This is a genomic window from Pseudomonas sp. FP1742 (genome assembly GCF_030687145.1).
Taxonomy (GTDB): domain Bacteria; phylum Pseudomonadota; class Gammaproteobacteria; order Pseudomonadales; family Pseudomonadaceae; genus Aquipseudomonas; species Aquipseudomonas frederiksbergensis_D.
Genome location: NZ_CP117460.1, coordinates 5,945,800 through 5,965,917, shown reverse-complemented (window position 1 = coordinate 5,965,917; position 20,118 = coordinate 5,945,800). Strand labels below are relative to the sequence as shown.

The 20,118-nt window shown below is 54.9% G+C and carries 29 protein-coding genes; all 29 read left to right on the top strand.

Translation table 11 applies throughout. From position 1 onward, the window contains the following. Positions 1 to 26: 26 nt before the first annotated feature. A complete protein-coding gene (rpoC, locus tag PSH64_RS27120; RefSeq protein ID WP_105349125.1) occupies positions 27 to 4,226 on the top strand; it encodes a DNA-directed RNA polymerase subunit beta' in 4,200 nt (1,399 codons plus the stop codon). Between the two features lie 215 nt (positions 4,227 to 4,441). After that, positions 4,442 to 4,813, top strand: coding sequence for a 30S ribosomal protein S12 (gene rpsL, locus PSH64_RS27115; protein ID WP_003186084.1), 372 nt, complete (start codon positions 4,442 to 4,444; stop codon positions 4,811 to 4,813). A 118-nt stretch (positions 4,814 to 4,931) separates the two neighbouring features. Continuing rightward, positions 4,932 to 5,402 (top strand): 30S ribosomal protein S7, encoded by a 471-nt coding sequence (gene rpsG, locus PSH64_RS27110; protein ID WP_002555493.1) that lies wholly within the window; start codon positions 4,932 to 4,934, stop codon positions 5,400 to 5,402. Between the two features lie 30 nt (positions 5,403 to 5,432). Continuing rightward, positions 5,433 to 7,535 (top strand): elongation factor G, encoded by a 2,103-nt coding sequence (gene fusA, locus PSH64_RS27105; RefSeq protein ID WP_105349128.1) that lies wholly within the window; start codon positions 5,433 to 5,435, stop codon positions 7,533 to 7,535. Positions 7,536 to 7,565: 30 nt separating this feature from the next. Further along, a complete protein-coding gene (gene tuf, locus PSH64_RS27100) occupies positions 7,566 to 8,759 on the top strand; it encodes an elongation factor Tu (RefSeq protein ID WP_003186103.1) in 1,194 nt (397 codons plus the stop codon). A 157-nt stretch (positions 8,760 to 8,916) separates the two neighbouring features. Continuing rightward, a complete protein-coding gene (gene rpsJ / locus PSH64_RS27095) occupies positions 8,917 to 9,228 on the top strand; it encodes a 30S ribosomal protein S10 (protein WP_003186070.1) in 312 nt (103 codons plus the stop codon). Positions 9,229 to 9,308: 80 nt separating this feature from the next. Further along, positions 9,309 to 9,944, top strand: a complete 636-nt coding sequence (gene rplC / locus PSH64_RS27090; RefSeq protein ID WP_003186059.1) for a 50S ribosomal protein L3 — start codon at positions 9,309 to 9,311, stop codon at positions 9,942 to 9,944. Between the two features lie 12 nt (positions 9,945 to 9,956). Further along, complete coding sequence (gene rplD / locus PSH64_RS27085) at positions 9,957 to 10,559, top strand: 50S ribosomal protein L4 (RefSeq protein ID WP_007924200.1); 603 nt, start codon at positions 9,957 to 9,959, stop codon at positions 10,557 to 10,559. Continuing rightward, positions 10,556 to 10,855, top strand: coding sequence for a 50S ribosomal protein L23 (rplW, locus tag PSH64_RS27080; protein WP_002555488.1), 300 nt, complete (start codon positions 10,556 to 10,558; stop codon positions 10,853 to 10,855). The genes rplD and rplW overlap by 4 nt, the downstream gene beginning before the upstream one ends. Positions 10,856 to 10,869: 14 nt before the next feature. Continuing rightward, the gene (gene rplB / locus PSH64_RS27075) at positions 10,870 to 11,694 is read left to right on the top strand and encodes a 50S ribosomal protein L2 (protein ID WP_003186055.1); all 825 of its coding nucleotides are present in this window, start codon (positions 10,870 to 10,872) and stop codon (positions 11,692 to 11,694) included. A 16-nt stretch (positions 11,695 to 11,710) separates the two neighbouring features. Continuing rightward, positions 11,711 to 11,986: a 30S ribosomal protein S19 gene (gene rpsS / locus PSH64_RS27070; RefSeq protein ID WP_002555486.1), complete on the top strand. Its 276-nt coding sequence runs from the start codon at positions 11,711 to 11,713 to the stop codon at positions 11,984 to 11,986. Between the two features lie 13 nt (positions 11,987 to 11,999). Next, entirely contained in the window at positions 12,000 to 12,332 is a 333-nt protein-coding gene (gene rplV, locus PSH64_RS27065) for a 50S ribosomal protein L22 (protein WP_003103908.1), read from the top strand. A 13-nt stretch (positions 12,333 to 12,345) separates the two neighbouring features. Then, positions 12,346 to 13,032: a 30S ribosomal protein S3 gene (gene rpsC / locus PSH64_RS27060; RefSeq protein ID WP_003176422.1), complete on the top strand. Its 687-nt coding sequence runs from the start codon at positions 12,346 to 12,348 to the stop codon at positions 13,030 to 13,032. 12 nt (positions 13,033 to 13,044) lie between these two features. Beyond that, on the top strand, positions 13,045 to 13,458 hold the full coding sequence (rplP, locus tag PSH64_RS27055) for a 50S ribosomal protein L16 (protein ID WP_003228729.1): 414 nt from the start codon (positions 13,045 to 13,047) through the stop codon (positions 13,456 to 13,458). After that, positions 13,458 to 13,649, top strand: coding sequence for a 50S ribosomal protein L29 (gene rpmC / locus PSH64_RS27050; protein WP_002555481.1), 192 nt, complete (start codon positions 13,458 to 13,460; stop codon positions 13,647 to 13,649). Before rplP ends, rpmC begins: the two co-directional genes overlap by 1 nt. Before the next feature lie 2 nt (positions 13,650 to 13,651). Beyond that, positions 13,652 to 13,918: a 30S ribosomal protein S17 gene (rpsQ, locus tag PSH64_RS27045; RefSeq protein WP_003176419.1), complete on the top strand. Its 267-nt coding sequence runs from the start codon at positions 13,652 to 13,654 to the stop codon at positions 13,916 to 13,918. 23 nt (positions 13,919 to 13,941) lie between these two features. After that, positions 13,942 to 14,310, top strand: a complete 369-nt coding sequence (gene rplN / locus PSH64_RS27040; protein ID WP_002555479.1) for a 50S ribosomal protein L14 — start codon at positions 13,942 to 13,944, stop codon at positions 14,308 to 14,310. Between the two features lie 11 nt (positions 14,311 to 14,321). Further along, positions 14,322 to 14,636 carry a 50S ribosomal protein L24 gene (gene rplX / locus PSH64_RS27035; protein WP_007896770.1) on the top strand — a complete coding sequence of 105 codons (315 nt, stop codon included), beginning with the start codon at positions 14,322 to 14,324 and terminating at the stop codon, positions 14,634 to 14,636. A gap of 20 nt (positions 14,637 to 14,656) precedes the next feature. Continuing rightward, positions 14,657 to 15,196 (top strand): 50S ribosomal protein L5, encoded by a 540-nt coding sequence (rplE, locus tag PSH64_RS27030; protein WP_003210069.1) that lies wholly within the window; start codon positions 14,657 to 14,659, stop codon positions 15,194 to 15,196. 13 nt (positions 15,197 to 15,209) lie between these two features. Continuing rightward, positions 15,210 to 15,515, top strand: a complete 306-nt coding sequence (rpsN, locus tag PSH64_RS27025; RefSeq protein ID WP_003176414.1) for a 30S ribosomal protein S14 — start codon at positions 15,210 to 15,212, stop codon at positions 15,513 to 15,515. 209 nt (positions 15,516 to 15,724) lie between these two features. Beyond that, positions 15,725 to 16,117, top strand: a complete 393-nt coding sequence (gene rpsH / locus PSH64_RS27020; RefSeq protein ID WP_017848802.1) for a 30S ribosomal protein S8 — start codon at positions 15,725 to 15,727, stop codon at positions 16,115 to 16,117. A gap of 12 nt (positions 16,118 to 16,129) precedes the next feature. After that, the gene (rplF, locus tag PSH64_RS27015) at positions 16,130 to 16,663 is read left to right on the top strand and encodes a 50S ribosomal protein L6 (RefSeq protein ID WP_007896774.1); all 534 of its coding nucleotides are present in this window, start codon (positions 16,130 to 16,132) and stop codon (positions 16,661 to 16,663) included. Between the two features lie 10 nt (positions 16,664 to 16,673). Then, a complete protein-coding gene (gene rplR, locus PSH64_RS27010; protein ID WP_003186037.1) occupies positions 16,674 to 17,024 on the top strand; it encodes a 50S ribosomal protein L18 in 351 nt (116 codons plus the stop codon). 3 nt (positions 17,025 to 17,027) lie between these two features. Next, the gene (gene rpsE / locus PSH64_RS27005; protein ID WP_003186035.1) at positions 17,028 to 17,528 is read left to right on the top strand and encodes a 30S ribosomal protein S5; all 501 of its coding nucleotides are present in this window, start codon (positions 17,028 to 17,030) and stop codon (positions 17,526 to 17,528) included. 2 nt (positions 17,529 to 17,530) lie between these two features. After that, positions 17,531 to 17,707 carry a 50S ribosomal protein L30 gene (gene rpmD, locus PSH64_RS27000; RefSeq protein ID WP_003176408.1) on the top strand — a complete coding sequence of 59 codons (177 nt, stop codon included), beginning with the start codon at positions 17,531 to 17,533 and terminating at the stop codon, positions 17,705 to 17,707. A gap of 3 nt (positions 17,708 to 17,710) precedes the next feature. Next, entirely contained in the window at positions 17,711 to 18,148 is a 438-nt protein-coding gene (gene rplO / locus PSH64_RS26995) for a 50S ribosomal protein L15 (RefSeq protein ID WP_011336169.1), read from the top strand. Next, entirely contained in the window at positions 18,149 to 19,477 is a 1,329-nt protein-coding gene (gene secY / locus PSH64_RS26990) for a preprotein translocase subunit SecY (RefSeq protein ID WP_003228718.1), read from the top strand. It abuts the gene before it with no gap. 27 nt (positions 19,478 to 19,504) lie between these two features. After that, a complete protein-coding gene (gene rpmJ / locus PSH64_RS26985; RefSeq protein ID WP_002555468.1) occupies positions 19,505 to 19,621 on the top strand; it encodes a 50S ribosomal protein L36 in 117 nt (38 codons plus the stop codon). Between the two features lie 130 nt (positions 19,622 to 19,751). Continuing rightward, entirely contained in the window at positions 19,752 to 20,108 is a 357-nt protein-coding gene (gene rpsM / locus PSH64_RS26980; protein WP_003186020.1) for a 30S ribosomal protein S13, read from the top strand. Positions 20,109 to 20,118: the final 10 nt, after the last annotated feature.

Sequence of the window (20,118 nt, the reverse complement as noted above, 5' to 3'; positions counted from 1 at the left end):
TCTCTGCTCCGCCAGGAGGAAAGGCCTTGAAAGACCTACTGAATTTGCTGAAAAACCAGGGTCAAGTCGAAGAGTTCGACGCCATCCGTATTGGATTGGCATCGCCTGAGATGATCCGTTCGTGGTCGTTCGGTGAAGTTAAAAAGCCGGAAACCATCAACTACCGTACGTTCAAACCTGAGCGTGACGGCCTGTTCTGCGCCAAGATCTTTGGCCCGGTAAAGGATTACGAGTGCCTGTGCGGTAAGTACAAGCGCTTGAAGCACCGTGGCGTGATCTGCGAGAAGTGCGGCGTTGAAGTCGCGCTGGCAAAAGTTCGTCGTGAGCGCATGGCGCACATCGAACTGGCCTCGCCGGTTGCTCACATCTGGTTCCTGAAATCGCTGCCGTCCCGTATCGGCTTGCTGATGGACATGACCCTGCGTGATATCGAACGCGTTCTCTACTTCGAGAGCTATGTCGTTATCGATCCAGGCATGACCACCCTTGAAAAAGGTCAGCTGCTCAACGACGAGCAGTACTTCGAAGCGCTGGAAGAGTTCGGTGACGATTTCGATGCCCGCATGGGTGCCGAAGCTGTCCGTGAACTGCTGCACGCTATCGACCTGGAACACGAGATTGGCCGTCTGCGTGAAGAAATTCCGCAAACCAACTCCGAAACCAAGATCAAGAAGCTGTCCAAGCGTCTGAAGTTGATGGAAGCCTTCCAGGGTTCCGGCAACCTGCCAGAGTGGATGGTGCTGACTGTTCTGCCGGTTCTGCCGCCAGATCTGCGTCCACTGGTCCCGCTGGACGGTGGTCGCTTCGCGACTTCCGACCTCAACGACTTGTATCGTCGAGTGATCAACCGTAACAACCGCTTGAAGCGTCTGCTCGATCTGTCCGCTCCGGACATCATCGTGCGCAACGAAAAGCGTATGTTGCAGGAAGCCGTCGATGCACTGCTCGACAACGGTCGTCGTGGCCGCGCTATCACTGGTTCCAACAAGCGTCCTCTGAAATCCCTGGCTGACATGATCAAGGGTAAGCAAGGTCGTTTCCGTCAGAACTTGCTCGGTAAGCGTGTTGACTACTCCGGTCGTTCGGTAATTACCGTAGGTCCGACCCTGCGTCTGCACCAGTGCGGTCTGCCGAAGAAGATGGCTCTCGAGCTGTTCAAGCCGTTCATTTTCGGCAAGCTGGAAATGCGTGGTCTTGCTACCACCATCAAAGCCGCCAAGAAGATGGTCGAGCGCGAACTGCCAGAGGTTTGGGACGTTCTCGCTGAAGTGATCCGCGAACACCCGGTTCTCCTCAACCGTGCGCCGACCCTTCACCGTCTGGGTATCCAGGCATTTGAACCAGTACTGATCGAAGGTAAGGCTATCCAGCTGCACCCTCTGGTCTGTGCTGCGTACAACGCCGACTTCGACGGCGACCAAATGGCCGTGCACGTACCGCTGACACTGGAAGCCCAGTTGGAAGCGCGTGCGTTGATGATGTCGACCAACAACATTCTGTCGCCAGCCAACGGTGAGCCAATCATCGTTCCGTCGCAGGACGTTGTATTGGGTCTGTACTACATGACTCGTGAAGCGATCAACGCCAAGGGCGAAGGTCGTGTGTTCGCGGATCTGCAGGAAGTTGACCGTGTGTTCCGTGCCGGTGAAGCCGCACTGCACGCCAAGGTCAAAGTCCGGATCAACGAAACCGTCAATGATCGTGATGGTGGCAGCGTCAAGAACACCCGTATCGTCGACACTACTGTCGGCCGTGCACTGTTGTTCCAGGTTGTTCCGCCTGGCCTGTCGTACGACGTCGTCAACCAGCCGATGAAGAAAAAGGCGATCTCCAAACTGATCAACCAGTGCTACCGCGTGGTTGGTTTGAAAGAGACCGTGATCTTCGCTGACCAGTTGATGTACACCGGTTTTGCTTATTCGACCATCTCCGGCGTTTCCATCGGCGTTAACGACTTCGTTATCCCGGATGAAAAAGCCCGCATCATCGGTGCCGCCACCGACGAAGTGAAAGAGATCGAAAGTCAGTACGCCTCCGGCCTGGTAACCCAGGGCGAGAAGTACAACAAAGTGATCGACCTTTGGTCCAAGGCGAACGACGAAGTTTCCAAGGCGATGATGGCTAACCTCTCGAAAGAGAAAGTCATCGACCGTCATGGCGTCGAAGTCGACCAGGAATCGTTCAACTCGATGTACATGATGGCCGACTCGGGCGCACGGGGTTCTGCTGCGCAGATCCGTCAGCTCGCCGGTATGCGTGGTCTGATGGCCAAGCCGGACGGTTCCATCATTGAAACGCCGATTACTGCGAACTTCCGTGAAGGTTTGAGCGTACTTCAGTACTTCATCTCGACTCACGGTGCTCGTAAAGGTCTGGCGGATACCGCGTTGAAAACTGCGAACTCCGGTTACCTGACTCGTCGTCTGGTAGACGTGGCGCAGGATCTGGTTGTGACCGAGATCGATTGCGGCACTGAACATGGCCTGGTAATGACTCCGCACATTGAAGGCGGTGACGTTGTTGAGCCGTTGGGTGAGCGCGTATTGGGTCGTGTCATTGCCCGTGACGTATTCAAGCCGGGTACCGAGGAAGTTATCGTTCCTGCCGGCACCCTGGTCGACGAGAAGTGGGTCGAGTTCATCGAGCTGAACAGCATCGACGAAGTGATCGTGCGTTCGCCGATCAGCTGCGAAACCCGCTACGGCATTTGCGCCAAGTGCTACGGCCGTGACCTGGCTCGTGGCCACCAGGTGAACATCGGTGAGGCGGTCGGCGTTATCGCTGCCCAGTCCATTGGTGAGCCGGGTACTCAGCTGACCATGCGTACGTTCCACATCGGTGGTGCGGCAAGCCGGACCTCCGCGGCCGACAGCGTTCAGGTGAAGAATGGCGGTACCGTCCGTCTGCATAACCTGAAGCATGTTGAGCGAGTGGATGGTTGCCTGGTTGCTGTGTCCCGTTCCGGTGAGCTGGCGATCGCTGATGACTTCGGTCGTGAGCGTGAGCGCTACAAGCTGCCGTATGGTGCTGTGATTTCGGTTAAAGAAGGTGACAAGGTCGACGCTGGCGCAATCGTGGCCAAGTGGGATCCGCACACTCACCCAATCGTTACCGAAATGAAAGGTACCGTGACCTACGTGGGCATGGAAGAAGGCATCACGATCAAGCGTCAGACTGACGAATTGACCGGTATGACCAACATTGAAGTACTCGACGCCAAAGACCGTCCAGCTGCCGGTAAAGATATCCGTCCTGCTGTGAAGATGGTTGATGACAACGGCAAGGATCTCTTGCTGCCGGGTACTGACGTAATTGCTCAGTACTTCCTGCCTGCCAACGCCTTGGTCGGTGTGGCGGACGGTGCGAAAATCGCGATCGGTGATGTTATCGCTCGTATTCCGCAAGAGACTTCGAAGACCCGTGACATCACCGGTGGTCTGCCGCGTGTTGCCGACTTGTTCGAAGCTCGTCGTCCGAAAGAGGCTTCGATTCTGGCTGAAGTCAGCGGCACCATCGCGTTCGGTAAAGAGACCAAAGGCAAACGCCGTCTGGTTATTACCCCGAACGACGGTAGCGATCCGTACGAAGAGTTGATTCCGAAGTGGCGTCACCTGAACGTCTTCGAAGGCGAACAGGTAAACCGCGGCGAAGTTATCTCCGACGGTCCGAGCGATCCACACGACATCCTGCGTCTGCTGGGTGTGAGTGCGCTGGCCAAGTACATCGTGAACGAGATCCAGGACGTTTACCGTCTGCAAGGCGTGAAGATCAACGACAAGCACATCGAGACCATCCTGCGTCAGATGCTGCGTAAGGTTGAGATCGCTGAATCCGGCGATTCCAGTTTCATCAAGGGCGACCAGATGGAATTGACTCACGTATTGGTAGAGAACGAGCGTCTGAGCACTGAAGACAAATTCGTCTCCAAGTTCACTCGCGTTCTGCTGGGTATCACCAAGGCGTCGTTGTCCACCGAATCGTTCATCTCGGCGGCTTCCTTCCAGGAAACCACTCGCGTACTGACCGAAGCGGCGGTAACCGGCAAGCGTGATTACCTGCGCGGCCTGAAAGAAAACGTGGTCGTGGGTCGTCTGATCCCGGCTGGTACCGGTCTGGCTTATCACAGCGAGCGCAAGCGCCGCCGTGATGCTGACAAGCCGTTGCGCGTGAGCGCCAGTGAAGTGGAAGCTGCACTGACCGAAGCGTTGAACTCGAGCGGTAACTGAGTTCTGCGGTAAATGAGCGCGGGCCCTGATCGAACCGTTCATCCAGTCGAGACAATTTGTCGAGGCTGGATGGGTGGGGAGGTCGGGGCCTTGCCTTGACTGGGGGCAAGATCCTCTTTAGACTCTTGTACCCCTAAATTTGGCGGGAATTCGTTCCTGCCATTTTGCTTTTCTTGCAAGACAATAGCGTCGCAAGACAACAGTGGAGCTAGTAGATGGCAACTATCAACCAGCTGGTACGTCAGCCGCGTAAGCGTATCGTCGAGAAATCCGACGTGCCTGCGCTGCAGAACTGCCCGCAACGTCGTGGCGTATGCACCCGTGTGTATACCACTACGCCGAAAAAACCTAACTCGGCACTGCGTAAAGTATGCCGTGTGCGTCTGACCAACGGTTTCGAGGTTTCCTCGTACATCGGTGGTGAAGGCCACAACCTGCAAGAACACAGCGTGGTACTGATCCGCGGCGGTCGTGTAAAAGACTTGCCAGGTGTTCGTTACCACACCGTTCGCGGCTCTTTGGATACTTCCGGCGTTAAAGGTCGTAACCAAGGTCGTTCGAAGTACGGTACCAAGCGTCCGAAGTAATAGTCGCTTGCAGCAAAAAACCGATTTCTATTTTTCTGAGTCGATAAGAGTAAGGTCGGAGGCGTCCCGAAAGGGCACCGATTCCGAGCGAACCTGAAGACCGTTTGAGGGCTTATCCATGCCAAGAAGACGCGTAGCAGCCAAGCGCGAAGTGCTTGACGATCCAAAATACGGAAGCCAAATCCTGGCCAAGTTCATGAACCACGTGATGGAGAGCGGCAAGAAAGCCGTTGCCGAGCGTATCGTTTATGGCGCGCTGGAAAAGGTTAAAGAACGCAAGAACAGCGACCCCCTGGAAATCTTCGAGAAAGCTCTCGACGCCATCGCTCCGCTGGTCGAAGTAAAGTCGCGCCGTGTAGGCGGTGCTACTTATCAGGTTCCGGTCGAAGTTCGTCCGTCCCGTCGTAACGCGCTGGCAATGCGCTGGTTGGTAGACTTCGCCCGTAAGCGCGGCGAGAAGTCTATGGCTCTGCGTTTGGCTGGCGAACTGTTGGACGCTGCTGAAGGTAAAGGTGCTGCAGTTAAGAAGCGTGAAGACGTGCACCGTATGGCTGAAGCCAACAAGGCTTTCTCGCACTACCGCTTCTAATTTTAGCGTCACTAATTTTGCGAGGGCTTTATGGCTCGTACTACTCCGATTAACCGCTACCGTAACATCGGTATCGTTGCTCACGTGGATGCTGGTAAAACCACCACCACCGAGCGCGTCCTTTTTTACACTGGCGTAAACCACAAAATGGGCGAGGTGCATGATGGCGCCGCGACCATGGACTGGATGGTGCAAGAGCAGGAGCGGGGTATCACCATTACCTCCGCTGCTACTACTGCGTTCTGGGCTGGCTCCAACAAGCAGTTCGAGAAGCACCGCTTCAACATCATCGATACCCCTGGTCACGTTGACTTCACCATCGAAGTAGAGCGCTCCCTGCGCGTACTCGACGGCGCGGTCGTTGTGTTCTGCGGTACTTCGGGCGTTGAGCCTCAGTCGGAAACCGTATGGCGTCAAGCCAACAAGTACGGTGTTCCGCGTCTTGTTTACGTAAACAAGATGGACCGTGCCGGCGCGAACTTCCTGCGCGTGATCGGTCAGATCAAGCAGCGTCTGGGTCACACCCCAGTGCCAATCCAGTTGGCTATCGGTTCCGAAGACAACTTCCAGGGTCAGATCGATCTGATCTCCATGGAAGCGGTTTACTGGGATGATGCTGACAAGGGTATGGCTGCTCGCCGTGAAGCTATTCCTGCTGAACTGCAGGAACTGGCTGAAGAGTGGCGTAGCAACATGGTTGAGGCTGCGGCTGAAGCCAGCGAAGAGCTGATGAACAAGTACCTCGAAGGTGAAGAACTCACCGTTGCGGAAATCAAGGGCGCTCTGCGTCAGCGTACTATCGCTGGTGAAATCGTTCTGGCTGTTTGTGGTTCTTCCTTCAAGAACAAGGGCGTTCCCCTGGTTCTCGACGCCGTTATCGACTACCTGCCTGCACCAGTCGACATTCCTGCCATCAAGGGTACCGACCCGGATGACGAGACTGTTGAAATGGAGCGTCACGCAGACGACAGCGAGCCGTTCTCGGCTCTGGCGTTCAAGATCGCTACCGACCCATTCGTGGGTACTTTGACCTTTGCCCGCGTTTACTCGGGCGTGTTGAGCTCCGGTGACGGCGTGATCAACTCGGTTAAAGGCAAGAAAGAGCGCGTGGGTCGTATGGTGCAAATGCACGCAAACACCCGTGAAGAGATCAAGGAAGTGCGCGCTGGCGACATCGCGGCCCTGATCGGCATGAAGGACGTCACCACTGGTGACACCCTCTGCTCCGCTGACAAGCCAATCATCCTGGTTCGCATGGACTTCCCGGAGCCGGTTATTTCGGTTGCCGTTGAGCCTAAGACCAAGGACGACCAGGAAAAAATGGGTATCGCTCTGGGCAAGCTTGCTCAGGAAGATCCATCTTTCCGCGTCAAGACTGATGAAGAGACTGGTCAAACGATCATCTCCGGCATGGGCGAGTTGCACCTGGACATCCTGGTTGACCGGATGCGCCGTGAGTTCAACGTCGAAGCCAACATCGGTAAACCACAGGTTTCCTACCGTGAGAAGATCACGAAGGCCTGTGAGATCGAAGGCAAGTTCGTTCGCCAGTCCGGCGGTCGTGGTCAGTTCGGCCACTGCTGGATCCGTTTTGCTCCTGCTGACGAAGGTCAGGAAGGTCTGCAATTCCTGAACGAAGTTGTTGGTGGTGTGGTTCCTAAGGAATACATCCCGGCGATCCAGAAGGGTATCGAAGAGCAGATGAAGAACGGCGTTGTTGCCGGCTATCCGCTGATCGGCCTGAAGGCTACCGTTTTCGATGGTTCTTACCACGACGTCGACTCCAACGAGATGGCGTTCAAGGTGGCGGCCTCCATGGCGACCAAGCAACTGGCTACCAAGGGTGGCGGTGTTGTTCTTGAGCCGATCATGAAGGTTGAAGTTGTAACACCTGAGGACTACATGGGTGACGTGATGGGTGACCTGAACCGTCGTCGTGGTCTGATCCAGGGTATGGAAGACACAGTGTCCGGCAAAGTTATCCGTGCCGAAGTTCCGCTGGGTGAGATGTTCGGTTATGCGACCGACGTTCGTTCCATGTCTCAGGGTCGCGCGAGCTACTCTATGGAATTCTCCAAATACTCCGAAGCTCCGTCGAACATCGTCGAAGCTATCGTTAAAAAACAAGGCTGATCCAGCCCTTTAGGCAAGGAGTTAATTGTCGTGGCTAAAGAAAAATTTGAACGTAACAAACCGCACGTCAACGTTGGCACTATCGGTCACGTTGACCACGGTAAAACCACTCTGACCGCTGCTCTGACCCGCGTTTGCTCCGAAGTTTTCGGTTCGGCCAAGGTTGACTTCGACAAGATCGACAGCGCTCCGGAAGAAAAAGCTCGCGGTATCACCATCAACACCGCTCACGTTGAATACGATTCGGCCGTGCGTCACTACGCGCACGTTGACTGCCCAGGTCACGCCGACTACGTAAAAAACATGATCACCGGTGCTGCTCAGATGGACGGCGCTATCCTGGTTTGCTCGGCCGCTGATGGTCCGATGCCTCAGACCCGTGAGCACATCCTGCTGTCCCGTCAGGTTGGCGTTCCGTACATCGTTGTCTTCCTGAACAAGGCTGACATGGTAGACGACGCTGAGCTGCTGGAACTGGTTGAGATGGAAGTGCGTGATCTGCTGAGCACTTACGACTTCCCAGGCGACGACACTCCGATCATCATCGGTTCGGCGCTGATGGCTCTGAACGGTCAAGACGACAACGAGATGGGCACCACTGCCGTCAAGAAGTTGGTTGAGACTCTGGACAGCTACATCCCAGAACCAGAGCGTGCTATCGACAAGCCGTTCCTGATGCCAATCGAAGACGTATTCTCGATCTCGGGTCGCGGTACTGTTGTGACTGGTCGTGTTGAGCGTGGCATCGTCCGTATCCAGGAAGAAGTTGAGATCGTTGGTCTGCGCGATACTCAGAAAACTACCTGCACCGGCGTTGAAATGTTCCGCAAGCTGCTCGACGAAGGTCGTGCTGGCGAGAACTGCGGCGTGCTGCTGCGCGGCACCAAGCGTGACGACGTTGAGCGTGGCCAGGTTCTGGTCAAGCCAGGCACCGTTAAGCCGCACACCAAGTTCACCGCAGAAGTTTACGTTCTGAGCAAGGAAGAAGGCGGCCGTCATACTCCGTTCTTCAAAGGCTACCGTCCACAGTTCTACTTCCGTACTACTGACGTGACCGGTAACTGCGAATTGCCAGAAGGCGTTGAAATGGTAATGCCAGGTGACAACATCCAGATGACTGTCACTCTGATCAAAACCATCGCGATGGAAGATGGTCTGCGTTTCGCTATCCGTGAAGGCGGTCGTACCGTCGGCGCTGGCGTCGTAGCCAAAGTCATCGAGTAAGTCTCTTAAAGAGTCGGCTTCGATGAGTTGAAAAAGCCCCCGCTTAGCGGGGGCTTTTTTATTGGGTTGACACCTATCGGGGGCGTCTATAGAATTGCGCCTCCTTTTAACGGGCGTATTGCGCCCGGTGGGAATAGCAGCCGGAGTCTGAAATCCAATGCAAAATCAGCAAATCCGTATCAGGTTGAAGGCTTTTGACCATCGCCTGATCGACCAATCCACCCAGGAAATCGTGGAAACCGCGAAACGTACTGGTGCTCAAGTGCGTGGTCCAATTCCACTGCCTACCCGTAAAGAGCGGTTCACCGTTCTGGTCTCCCCGCACGTCAACAAAGACGCGCGTGACCAGTACGAGATCCGTACTCATAAGCGTGTTCTGGACATCGTCCAGCCAACGGATAAAACCGTTGATGCTCTTATGAAGCTTGATCTTGCGGCCGGTGTGGAAGTGCAGATCAGCCTCGGCTAAGACTCGGTCTTAGTCGTGTAACGCTCTGAAATGGGCGGCCATAGCGGGTGAAAGCCCCGTACACTCATGAGGTTTACAACATGACTATTGGTGTAGTCGGTCGTAAATGCGGTATGACCCGTATTTTCACCGAAGAAGGTGTCTCCATTCCGGTCACGGTCATTGAGATCGAACCGAATCGCGTCACCCAGTTCAAAACTGAAGAGACCGATGGCTATCGTGCAGTGCAAGTCACTGTCGGCGAGCGTCGTGCTTCGCGTGTTACAGCCGCTCAAGCTGGCCACTTCGCTAAAGCGAACGTTGCCGCTGGTCGTACCGTAATGGAATTCCGTCTTGAAGAAGGCGAGTACCAGGCCGGCGATCTGATCAACGCTGAAATCTTCGCTGCTGGTCAACTGGTTGATGTAACCGGTCAGTCCAAGGGTAAAGGCTTCCAGGGTACGATCAAGCGTTGGAATTTCCGCGGGCAAGATAACACCCACGGTAACTCCGTATCCCACCGCGTTCCAGGCTCTATCGGCCAGTGCCAGACTCCTGGTCGTGTATTCAAGGGCAAAAAAATGTCCGGTCATATGGGCGCTGAGCGCGTGACCGTGCAGTCCCTCGAAGTAGTGCGCGTGGACGCTGAACGCAATCTGTTGTTGGTCAAGGGCGCTGTTCCTGGCGCTACTGGCGGCAACTTGGTTGTACGTCCAGCAGCCAAGGCTCGCGGTTAAGGGGAAGCTGACATGCAATTAAATGTAAATGACGCTCAAGCGATCGAAGTTTCCGAACTGACATTTGGCGGCGAATTCAACGAGACGCTGGTTCACCAAGCAGTCGTGGCCTACATGGCCGGCGGCCGTCAAGGTAGCAAGCAGCAAAAGACCCGTTCCGACGTTTCTGGTGGCGGTAAGCGCCCATGGCGTCAGAAAGGTACTGGCCGTGCTCGTGCCGGTACTATCCGTAGCCCAATCTGGCGTGGCGGCGGTACCACTTTCGCAGCTCGTCCTCAGGATCACTCCCAGAAGCTGAACAAGAAGATGTATCGCGCAGCAATGCGTTCCATCCTTGCTGAGCTGGTGCGTACTGATCGTCTGGTCGTGGTTCAGGATTTCGCTGTTGAAACGCCGAAAACCAAAGACCTGCTGGGCAAACTGAACAACATGAGCCTGACCGACGTTCTGATCGTGTCGGACGCTGTTGATCAGAACCTGTACCTGGCTGCTCGTAACCTGCCACACGTTGATGTACGTGACGTGCAAGGTTCCGATCCAGTTAGTCTGATCGCATACGACAAGGTGTTGATCACCGTGTCGGCCGTGAAGAAATTCGAGGAGCTGCTGGGATGAACCAGGAACGCGTATTTAAAGTTCTGCTTGGCCCGCACGTTTCCGAGAAGGCTACGGTTCTGGCAGACAAGAAAGGCCAGTTCGTTTTCAAGGTTGCGACTGACGCAACCAAGCTGGAAATCAAGAAGGCCGTCGAAAGCCTGTTCAGCGTGAAAGTAGAGCGCGTTACTACCCTGAATGTTCTGGGTAAGAGCAAGCGCACTGCTCGCGGTCTGGGCAAGCGTAATGACTGGAAGAAGGCAGTTATCTCCCTTCAGCCAGGCCAAGATCTCGATTTCAGCAGCAGTGCTGAGTAAGGAAGGGGTGCATCATGGCAATCGTTAAATGCAAACCGACTTCCCCTGGCCGCCGTTTTGTGGTCAAGGTGGTCAACCAGGAGCTGCATAAAGGCGCTCCTCACGCACCGCTGCTCGAGAAAAAATCGAAGTCTGGTGGTCGTAACAACAATGGTCGTATTACCACTCGTCACATCGGTGGTGGCCATAAGCAGCATTATCGTCTGGTCGATTTCCGTCGCAACGACAAAGATGGCATCGCTGCCACTGTCGAGCGTATCGAATACGATCCAAACCGTACTGCTCACATCGCTCTGCTGCTGTACGCAGATGGCGAGCGTCGCTACATCATCGCCCCTAAAGGCGTGAGCGCTGGCGACCAGCTGATCGCAGGTGCTTTGGCACCGATCAAGCCGGGCAACGCTCTGCAACTGCGTAACATTCCAGTTGGTAGCACCGTACACGGCATCGAATTGAAGCCAGGTAAAGGCGCGCAAATCGCTCGTTCCGCTGGTGCTTCGGCTCAGCTGATCGCTCGTGAAGGTGTCTACGTGACCCTGCGTCTGCGTTCTGGTGAGATGCGTAAAGTGCTGGCTGAATGCCGCGCGACCTTGGGTGAAGTCTCGAACTCCGAGCACAGCCTTCGTTCGCTGGGTAAGGCTGGTGCCAAACGCTGGCGTGGCGTTCGCCCAACCGTTCGTGGTGTTGCCATGAACCCGGTTGACCACCCACATGGTGGTGGTGAAGGTCGTACCTCTGGTGGTCGTCATCCGGTATCGCCATGGGGCTTCCCGACTAAGGGCGCGAAGACTCGTGGTAATAAGCGTACCGACAAAATGATCGTCCGTCGTCGCAAGTAAATAGAGGGATACGACAGTGCCACGTTCTCTGAAAAAAGGTCCTTTTATTGATCTTCACCTACTGAAGAAGATCGAAGTGGCGGCGGAAAAGAACGATCGCAAACCAGTTAAGACCTGGTCGCGCCGTTCCATGATCCTGCCACAAATGGTCGGTCTGACCATTGCTGTGCATAACGGTCGTCAACATGTTCCAGTTCTCGTGAACGAAGACATGGTCGGCCACAAACTGGGCGAGTTTGCCGGTACCCGCACATATCGTGGGCACGTGGCAGACAAGAAAGCCAAGCGTTAAGGGGTAAGGAACGATGGAAGTAGCCGCTAAGTTGTCGGGCGCTCGAATCTCCGCCCAGAAAGCCCGCTTGGTCGCCGACCAGATCCGCGGGAAGAAGGTGGGCGAAGCGCTCAACCTGTTGGCTTTCAGCAGTAAGAAAGCCGCCGAGATCATGAAGAAAGTGCTGGAGTCGGCCGTAGCCAACGCCGAGCATAACGAAGGCGCAGACGTTGATGACCTGAAGGTCAGCACCGTTTTCGTCAACGAAGGGCGTTCGCTGAAGCGCATCATGCCACGTGCCAAAGGCCGTGCTGATCGCATCGTCAAGCGGTCTTGCCATATCACTGTCAAGGTTGCTGACAAGTAACGGAGTCGAAGAGATGGGTCAGAAAGTACATCCCATTGGCATTCGCCTGGGAATCGTCAAGGAGCACACCTCCGTCTGGTACGCAGACGGTCGGACTTATGCGGACTATTTGTTCGCTGATCTGAAGGTGCGTGAGTATCTCCAAGACAAACTAAAAAGCGCGTCCGTAAGCCGTATCGATATCCATCGTCCGGCTCAGACTGCACGTATCACCATCCACACCGCTCGTCCAGGTATCGTTATCGGGAAGAAGGGTGAAGATGTTGAGAAACTGCGTCAGGACCTGACCAAGCAAATGGGTGTGCCTGTGCACATCAATATCGAAGAGATCCGCAAGCCGGAGCTCGACGGTATGCTGGTTGCGCAGAGCGTAGCTCAGCAGCTGGAGCGTCGCGTAATGTTCCGTCGCGCTATGAAGCGCGCTGTTCAGAACGCCATGCGCATTGGTGCCAAAGGCATCAAAATCCAAGTGAGCGGTCGTCTCGGCGGTGCTGAAATCGCACGTACTGAATGGTATCGCGAAGGTCGTGTGCCTCTGCACACCCTGCGTGCCGACATCGACTATGCCAACTACGAAGCTCACACCACTTATGGTGTGATCGGTGTAAAGGTTTGGATCTTCAAAGGCGAAGTAATTGGTGGTCGCCAAGAAGAACTGAAACCACAAGCACCAGCGCCTCGTAAAAAAGCTGCTAAGTAAGGGGTACGCCAAATGTTGCAACCAAAGCGTACGAAGTTCCGCAAGCAAATGACTGGTCACAACCGTGGCCTGGCATTGCGCGGTAGCAAAGTCAGCTTCGGCGAGTTCGCGCTGAAGTCTGTTGCTCGTGGTCGTCTCACCGCTCGTCAGATTGAGTCAGCGCGTCGTGCACTGACCCGTCACGTTAAGCGTGGCGGCAAGATCTGGATCCGTGTATTCCCGGACAAGCCTATTTCCAAAAAGCCACTCGAAGTTCGGATGGGTAAAGGTAAGGGTAACGTGGAGTACTGGGTTGCCCAGATTCAGCCAGGCAAAGTCCTGTATGAAATCGAGGGTGTTTCTGAAGAGCTGGCGCGTGAGGCTTTCGCCCTGGCTGCTGCAAAGCTGCCGCTCGCCACCTCCTTTGTTAAACGGACGGTGATGTGATGAAAGCGAATGAACTTCGTGAAAAATCCGCACAGCAGCTGAACGAGCAACTGCTCGGCCTGCTGCGCGACCAGTTCAATCTGCGTATGCAGAAAGCAACTGGCCAGTTGGGGCAGTCTCATCTGCTCTCGCAAGTTAAGCGTGACATCGCTCGCGTGAAGACTGTGCTCAACCAGCAGGCAGGTAAGTAATCATGGCTGAAGCCGAAAAAACTGTCCGTACGCTGACTGGCCGTGTTGTCAGCGACAAGATGGACAAAACCATCACCGTTCTGATCGAGCGTCGCGTTAAGCACCCGATCTACGGTAAATACGTTAAGCGTTCGACTAAGCTGCACGCGCACGACGAAACCAATCAGTGCCACATCGGCGACAAAGTCACTATTCGTGAAACTCGTCCTTTGGCCAAGACCAAGTCTTGGGCGCTGGTTGATGTTCTCGAACGCGCTGTGGAAGTCTAAGGACTAGGGGTCGGAGAAATTATATGATTCAGACTCAATCCATGCTCGATGTGGCCGATAACAGCGGCGCTCGCCGCGTTATGTGCATCAAGGTGCTGGGTGGCTCCCATCGTCGTTACGCTGGTATCGGTGACATCATTAAAGTTACCGTCAAGGAAGCAATTCCTCGCGGTAAAGTGAAAAAAGGCCAAGTGATGACTGCTGTTGTAGTCCGCACTCGTCACGGCGTACGTCGTGCTGATGGCTCCATTATCCGCTTTGATGGCAACGCTGCTGTTCTTCTGAACAACAAGCAAGAGCCGATCGGCACCCGTATCTTTGGGCCAGTGACCCGTGAACTTCGTACTGAGAAGTTCATGAAGATCGTCTCGCTCGCCCCAGAAGTGCTGTAAGGAGATCCGACATGCAAAAGATTCGTCGTGACGACGAGATCATCGTGATCGCCGGCAAAGACAAAGGTAAGCGCGGTAAGGTGCTTAAGGTTCTCGCTGACGACCGTCTGGTCGTTGGTGGTCTGAACCTGGTAAAGCGTCATACCAAGCCTAACCCGATGTCGGGCGTACAAGGCGGTATCGTCGAGAAAGAAGCGCCACTGCACGCTTCCAACGTTGCCATTTTCAACGGCGAAACCAACAAGGCTGATCGCGTTGGTTTCAAAGTAGAAGACGGTAAGAAAATTCGTGTCTTCAAGTCGACCCAAAAAGCGGTTGATGCTTGAACACTGCTAGGTAGAAGACCATGGCACGACTAAAAGAGATTTACCGGAAGGAAATCGCACCGAAACTTAAGGAAGAACTTAAGCTTTCGAACGTGATGGAAGTTCCGCGCGTTACCAAAATCACCCTGAACATGGGTCTGGGCGAAGCGATCGGCGACAAAAAAGTCATCGAGCACGCTGTTGCTGACCTGGAAAAGATCACCGGCCAGAAAGTCGTCGTGACCTACGCTCGGAAATCCATCGCTGGCTTTAAAGTCCGTGAAGGTTGGCCGATCGGCGTCAAAGTGACCCTGCGCCGTGAGCGTATGTACGAGTTCCTGGATCGTCTGCTGTCGATCTCCCTGCCTCGGGTTCGCGACTTCCGCGGCCTGAATGCCAAGTCCTTCGATGGTCGTGGTAACTACAGCATGGGCGTTAAAGAGCAGATCATCTTCCCGGAAATCGACTACGACAAGATCGATGCTCTCCGCGGTCTGGACATTACCCTGACCACCACTGCCAAGAACGATGATGAAGGTCGCGCTCTGCTGCGCGCTTTCAAATTCCCGTTCCGCAACTGATTGGAGTAGGAAAATGGCCAAGATGAGCATGAAAAACCGCGAGCTGAAGCGTCAGCTCACGGTTGCAAAGTACGCCAAAAAGCGTGCAGCACTGAAAGCAATCATCGTTGATCTGAACGCAAGTCCAGAAGCGCGTTGGGAAGCTACAGTAGCTCTGCAGAAGCAGCCACGTGACGCAAGCGCTTCGCGCATGCGTAACCGCTGCCGCCTGACCGGTCGTCCACACGGCGTTTACCGCAAGTTCGGCCTCGGCCGTAACAAACTGCGTGAAGCGGCAATGCGTGGTGACGTACCAGGTCTGGTTAAAGCCAGCTGGTAAGTACTGTCAAAGTCTCGATGTTCGGGATCGCAAGATCCTGACCGTCGGTGGCCTTGAATCTGGATCAAGCCCCTTTTGGGGCTTGATTCATTTCTGGGGTGTGTCTAGAATGACCGGCTCGCCTGAGCCCGTGTTTTTCATGCCCGGAGTTTCTCGGCGACAAGTAATAGCCGCAAGGCTAATTTTTTTGTATTAGGAGCGTCTAGCCCATGAGTATGCAGGACCCGTTAGCGGACATGCTAACTCGAATCCGTAATGCCCAGATGGCTGAAAAGTCCGTCGTAAGCATGCCGTCTTCCACGTTGAAGGTGGCTGTAGCAAAAGTCCTGAAGGACGAAGGTTACATCGCGGGTTATCAGATCAGCAGCGAAATCAAACCACTGCTGTCCATCGAGCTGAAATACTTCGAAGGCCGTCCGGTCATCGAGGAAGTTAAGCGCGTTAGCCGTCCAGGCCTGCGTCAGTACAAGTCCGTCGAAGATCTGCCGAAAGTTCGTGGCGGTCTCGGTGTGTCTATCGTCTCCACCAACAAAGGTGTGATGACGGATCGTGCTGCGCGCGCTGCCGGTGTCGGCGGCGAAGTTCTTTGCACTGTGTTCTAAGGGGGGATAAGCATGTCTCGCGTCGCTAAGAACCCCGTTAAGCTGCCAGCCGGTGTCGAAGTAAAATTCGCAGGCCAACAGCTTTCGGTGAAGGGTGCCAAGGGTACTCTTGAACTGAACATCCATTCGTCCGTTGAGATCGTTGAAGAAGCTGGTGAGCTGCGTTTCGCTGCTCGCAATGGCGATCAACAGACTCGCGCAATGGCCGGTACCACTCGTGCGTTGGTAAACAACATGGTCCAAGGCGTAAGCCAAGGCTTCGAGCGCAAGCTCCAGCTGGTCGGTGTTGGTTACAAAGCGCAAGCAAAAGGCACAGTGCTGAACCTGGCTCTTGGCTTCTCGCACCCAGTGGATTACGAACTGCCGGAAGGCATCACCGCTGAGACTCCTAGCCAGACCGATATCCTGATCCGGGGCATCGATAAGCAGCTAGTAGGTCAAGTGGCCGCCGAGATCCGCGACTTCCGTCCACCAGAGCCTTACAAAGGCAAAGGTGTGCGCTACGCGGACGAAGTCGTCCGTCGTAAAGAAGCCAAGAAGAAGTAGGGCATAGCAAATGACCGACAAAAAAGTTACTCGCCTGCGTCGCGCTCGCAAAGCACGCCTGAAAATGCACGAACTCGAAGTCGTGCGTCTCTGCGTGTTCCGCTCGTCGCAGCACATCTACGCCCAGGTCATTTCGGCCGACGGCAACAAAGTCCTGGCAAGCGCCTCGACTTTGGATAAAGAACTGCGTGATGGCGCCACTGGCAACATCGACGCGGCCACTAAGGTTGGCCAGCTGGTCGCTACGCGTGCTAAAGCCGCTGGCGTCTCGCAGGTGGCTTTCGACCGCTCTGGCTTCAAGTATCACGGCCGCGTCAAGGCGCTGGCTGATGCTGCTCGTGAAGCTGGGCTGGAGTTCTAAGTTATGTCAAATAACGACCAAAAGCGCGACGAAGGCTACATCGAGAAGCTGGTTCAAGTTAACCGCGTAGCCAAAACCGTTAAAGGCGGCCGTATCTTCACTTTCACCGCGTTGACCGTGGTAGGTGATGGTAAAGGGCGTGTTGGCTTCGGCCGTGGCAAGTCGCGTGAAGTGCCTGCTGCGATCCAGAAGGCAATGGAAGCTGCTCGCCGCAACATGATCCAGGTTGATCTGAACGGCACCACTCTGCAGTACGCAATGAAGTCCGCTCATGGCGCTTCGAAGGTGTACATGCAGCCTGCTTCTGAAGGTACCGGTATCATCGCTGGCGGCGCTATGCGTGCTGTCCTCGAAGTTGCTGGCGTTCAGAACGTTCTGGCCAAGTGCTACGGCTCGACTAACCCGGTAAACGTGGTTCACGCCACTTTCAAGGGTTTGAAAGCAATGCAGTCTCCTGAATCCATTGCCGCCAAGCGTGGCAAAAGCGTCAAGGAGATCTTCTGATCATGGCTACCGTAAAAGTTACGCTGATCAAAAGCATGACCGGCCGCATCCCTAACCACAAACTGTGCGTTAAGGGTCTGGGTCTGCGTCGCATCGGTCACACTGTAGAAGTCCAGGATACTCCCGAGAATCGCGGGATGATCAACAAGGCTTACTACATGCTGCGTGTCGAGGGTTAATCGATGAAACTCAATGATCTGAGTCCAGCGCCGGGTTCCCGTCGCGAAAAGCATCGTCCGGGCCGTGGTATCGGTAGCGGTTTGGGTAAGACTGGTGGCCGTGGTCACAAAGGTCAAACCTCCCGTTCCGGTGGCACCATTGCTCCAGGCTTTGAAGGCGGTCAACAGCCGCTGCATCGTCGCCTGCCGAAGTTTGGTTTCGTTTCCCTGAAGGCCATGGATCGCGCAGAAGTGCGTCTGTCCGAGCTGGCTAAAGTGGAAGGCGACATCGTCACCGTGCAGTCCCTGAAAGATGCCAATGTGATCAACGTCAACGTTCAGCGCGTGAAAATCATGCTGTCCGGCGAAGTTGCTCGCGCTGTTACCATCGGAAAGGGAATCGGCGCCACCAAAGGTGCGCGTGCGGCTATCGAAGCAGCTGGCGGCAAGTTCGAGGAATAAATGGCTAAGCAAGGTGCTCTCTCTGCGCTCGGCAAAGGCGGTATGTCTGAACTCTGGGCTCGTCTGCGTTTTCTGTTCCTGGCGATTATCGTCTACCGAATAGGCGCACACATCCCGGTTCCAGGTATCAACCCGGACCGACTCGCGGACCTGTTTCGACAGAATGAGGGGACCATTCTTAGCTTGTTCAACATGTTTTCCGGCGGCGCGCTGGAACGGATGAGCATCTTTGCACTGGGGATCATGCCGTACATTTCGGCATCGATCATCATGCAGCTGATGACAGCCGTCAGCCCGCAGCTGGAACAGTTGAAGAAGGAAGGTGAAGCTGGCCGTCGCAAGATCAGCCAGTACACCCGCTACGGCACTGTCGTCCTCGCTCTCGTCCAGGCTATTGGCATGTCCATTGGCCTGGCGGGGCAGGGCGTTGCGTTCACTGGTGACTTTGGCTTCCATTTCGTCGCGGTATCCACATTTGTGGCTGGTGCGATGTTCATGATGTGGCTGGGTGAGCAGATTACTGAGCGTGGTGTTGGCAACGGTATCTCGATGTTGATTTTTTCGGGTATCGTCGCCGGTCTTCCGAGAGCGATCGGGCAGTCTTTCGAGTCTGCACGTCAGGGTGATATCAACATCTTCGCCCTGGTTGCCATCGGTTTGCTGGCAGTAGCGATTATCGGTTTTGTGGTGTTCATTGAGCGTGGCCAGCGTCGTATTGCTGTTCACTACGCCAAGCGTCAGCAGGGCCGCAAGGTCTTCGCTGCGCAGACCAGCCACTTGCCGCTGAAGGTGAACATGGCCGGTGTTATTCCGGCTATTTTCGCGAGCAGCATTTTGCTGTTCCCGGCTTCGTTGGGTGCCTGGTTCGGTCAGTCTGAAGGTATGGGCTGGTTGCAGGACATCTCGCAGTCGATCGCTCCTGGTCAGCCGTTGAATATTCTGCTGTTTAGTGCAGGGATTATTTTCTTCTGCTTCTTCTATACGGCGTTGATGTTCAATCCGAAAGACGTAGCGGAAAACCTGAAGAAGTCCGGTGCCTTTATTCCGGGCATCCGTCCAGGTGAGCAGTCTGCGCGCTACATTGATGGCGTTCTGACTCGCTTGACCATGTTCGGTGCTCTTTACATGACGGCCGTCTGCCTGTTGCCCCAGTTCCTGGTGGTTGCAGCAAACGTACCGTTCTACCTTGGCGGGACCTCGTTGCTGATCGTGGTCGTGGTTGTGATGGACTTCATGTCCCAAGTACAATCGCACCTCGTTTCGCACCAGTACGAATCCCTGATGAAGAAAGCCAACCTGAAGGGTTACGGCAGCGGCATGTTGCGCTGAGTACCCATAAGGTTCGAGGAGTTGGTGATGAAAGTTCGTGCATCGGTGAAAAAGCTGTGCCGTAACTGCAAGATTATTCGCCGCGAAGGTGTTGTTCGAGTAATTTGCAGCGCGGAACCGCGTCACAAACAGCGCCAAGGCTGAGTGTGATTGTGCTTCAAGCCCGGCAGCTAGTGCGCTGCCGGGTTGATTATTTGTTATTACAGCGATATTATCTCGCGCCCTATTTCTTGGCTTCCGGGGCGTAGGTAGCTGTCAATTGGAGTCCCACTGAATGGCCCGTATTGCAGGCGTTAACATTCCAGATAACAAGCATACTGTTATCTCGCTGACCTACATCTATGGTGTTGGTCGCACTACTGCACAGAAAATTTGTGCAGTGACTGGGGTAAACCCAGCGGCAAAGATCAAAGATCTGAGCGACGAGCAGATTGAACAGCTGCGTGGCGAAGTGGCGAAGTTCACCACTGAAGGTGACCTGCGTCGCGAAATCAACATGAAAATCAAGCGTTTGATGGACCTCGGTTGCTATCGCGGTCTGCGTCATCGTCGTGGTCTTCCAGTACGCGGTCAGCGTACCAAGACCAACGCGCGTACCCGTAAAGGTCCGCGTAAGCCGATCCGCAAGTAATCGCCCCAGC

Excerpts from the sequence above, each read along its gene's own strand:
- rplB (WP_003186055.1), top strand. The coding sequence starts at position 10,870 with ATGGCAATCGTTAAATGCAAACCGACTTCCCCTGGCCGCCGTTTTGTG.
- rplC (WP_003186059.1), top strand. The coding sequence starts at position 9,309 with ATGACTATTGGTGTAGTCGGTCGTAAATGCGGTATGACCCGTATTTTC.
- rpmD (WP_003176408.1), top strand. The coding sequence starts at position 17,531 with ATGGCTACCGTAAAAGTTACGCTGATCAAAAGCATGACCGGCCGCATC.
- rpsQ (WP_003176419.1), top strand. The coding sequence starts at position 13,652 with ATGGCTGAAGCCGAAAAAACTGTCCGTACGCTGACTGGCCGTGTTGTC.
- rpsL (WP_003186084.1), top strand. The coding sequence starts at position 4,442 with ATGGCAACTATCAACCAGCTGGTACGTCAGCCGCGTAAGCGTATCGTC.
- rpsM (WP_003186020.1), top strand. The coding sequence starts at position 19,752 with ATGGCCCGTATTGCAGGCGTTAACATTCCAGATAACAAGCATACTGTT.
- rplX (WP_007896770.1), top strand. The coding sequence starts at position 14,322 with ATGCAAAAGATTCGTCGTGACGACGAGATCATCGTGATCGCCGGCAAA.
- rplD (WP_007924200.1), top strand. The coding sequence starts at position 9,957 with ATGCAATTAAATGTAAATGACGCTCAAGCGATCGAAGTTTCCGAACTG.
- rpsC (WP_003176422.1), top strand. The coding sequence starts at position 12,346 with ATGGGTCAGAAAGTACATCCCATTGGCATTCGCCTGGGAATCGTCAAG.
- rplE (WP_003210069.1), top strand. The coding sequence starts at position 14,657 with ATGGCACGACTAAAAGAGATTTACCGGAAGGAAATCGCACCGAAACTT.
- rplW (WP_002555488.1), top strand. The coding sequence starts at position 10,556 with ATGAACCAGGAACGCGTATTTAAAGTTCTGCTTGGCCCGCACGTTTCC.
- rplF (WP_007896774.1), top strand. The coding sequence starts at position 16,130 with ATGTCTCGCGTCGCTAAGAACCCCGTTAAGCTGCCAGCCGGTGTCGAA.
- rpsE (WP_003186035.1), top strand. The coding sequence starts at position 17,028 with ATGTCAAATAACGACCAAAAGCGCGACGAAGGCTACATCGAGAAGCTG.
- rplO (WP_011336169.1), top strand. The coding sequence starts at position 17,711 with ATGAAACTCAATGATCTGAGTCCAGCGCCGGGTTCCCGTCGCGAAAAG.
- rpsN (WP_003176414.1), top strand. The coding sequence starts at position 15,210 with ATGGCCAAGATGAGCATGAAAAACCGCGAGCTGAAGCGTCAGCTCACG.
- rpsG (WP_002555493.1), top strand. The coding sequence starts at position 4,932 with ATGCCAAGAAGACGCGTAGCAGCCAAGCGCGAAGTGCTTGACGATCCA.
- rplP (WP_003228729.1), top strand. The coding sequence starts at position 13,045 with ATGTTGCAACCAAAGCGTACGAAGTTCCGCAAGCAAATGACTGGTCAC.
- rplV (WP_003103908.1), top strand. The coding sequence starts at position 12,000 with ATGGAAGTAGCCGCTAAGTTGTCGGGCGCTCGAATCTCCGCCCAGAAA.
- fusA (WP_105349128.1), top strand. The coding sequence starts at position 5,433 with ATGGCTCGTACTACTCCGATTAACCGCTACCGTAACATCGGTATCGTT.
- rpmJ (WP_002555468.1), top strand. The coding sequence starts at position 19,505 with ATGAAAGTTCGTGCATCGGTGAAAAAGCTGTGCCGTAACTGCAAGATT.
- rplN (WP_002555479.1), top strand. The coding sequence starts at position 13,942 with ATGATTCAGACTCAATCCATGCTCGATGTGGCCGATAACAGCGGCGCT.
- rpsH (WP_017848802.1), top strand. The coding sequence starts at position 15,725 with ATGAGTATGCAGGACCCGTTAGCGGACATGCTAACTCGAATCCGTAAT.
- rpsJ (WP_003186070.1), top strand. The coding sequence starts at position 8,917 with ATGCAAAATCAGCAAATCCGTATCAGGTTGAAGGCTTTTGACCATCGC.
- rplR (WP_003186037.1), top strand. The coding sequence starts at position 16,674 with ATGACCGACAAAAAAGTTACTCGCCTGCGTCGCGCTCGCAAAGCACGC.
- secY (WP_003228718.1), top strand. The coding sequence starts at position 18,149 with ATGGCTAAGCAAGGTGCTCTCTCTGCGCTCGGCAAAGGCGGTATGTCT.
- rpmC (WP_002555481.1), top strand. The coding sequence starts at position 13,458 with ATGAAAGCGAATGAACTTCGTGAAAAATCCGCACAGCAGCTGAACGAG.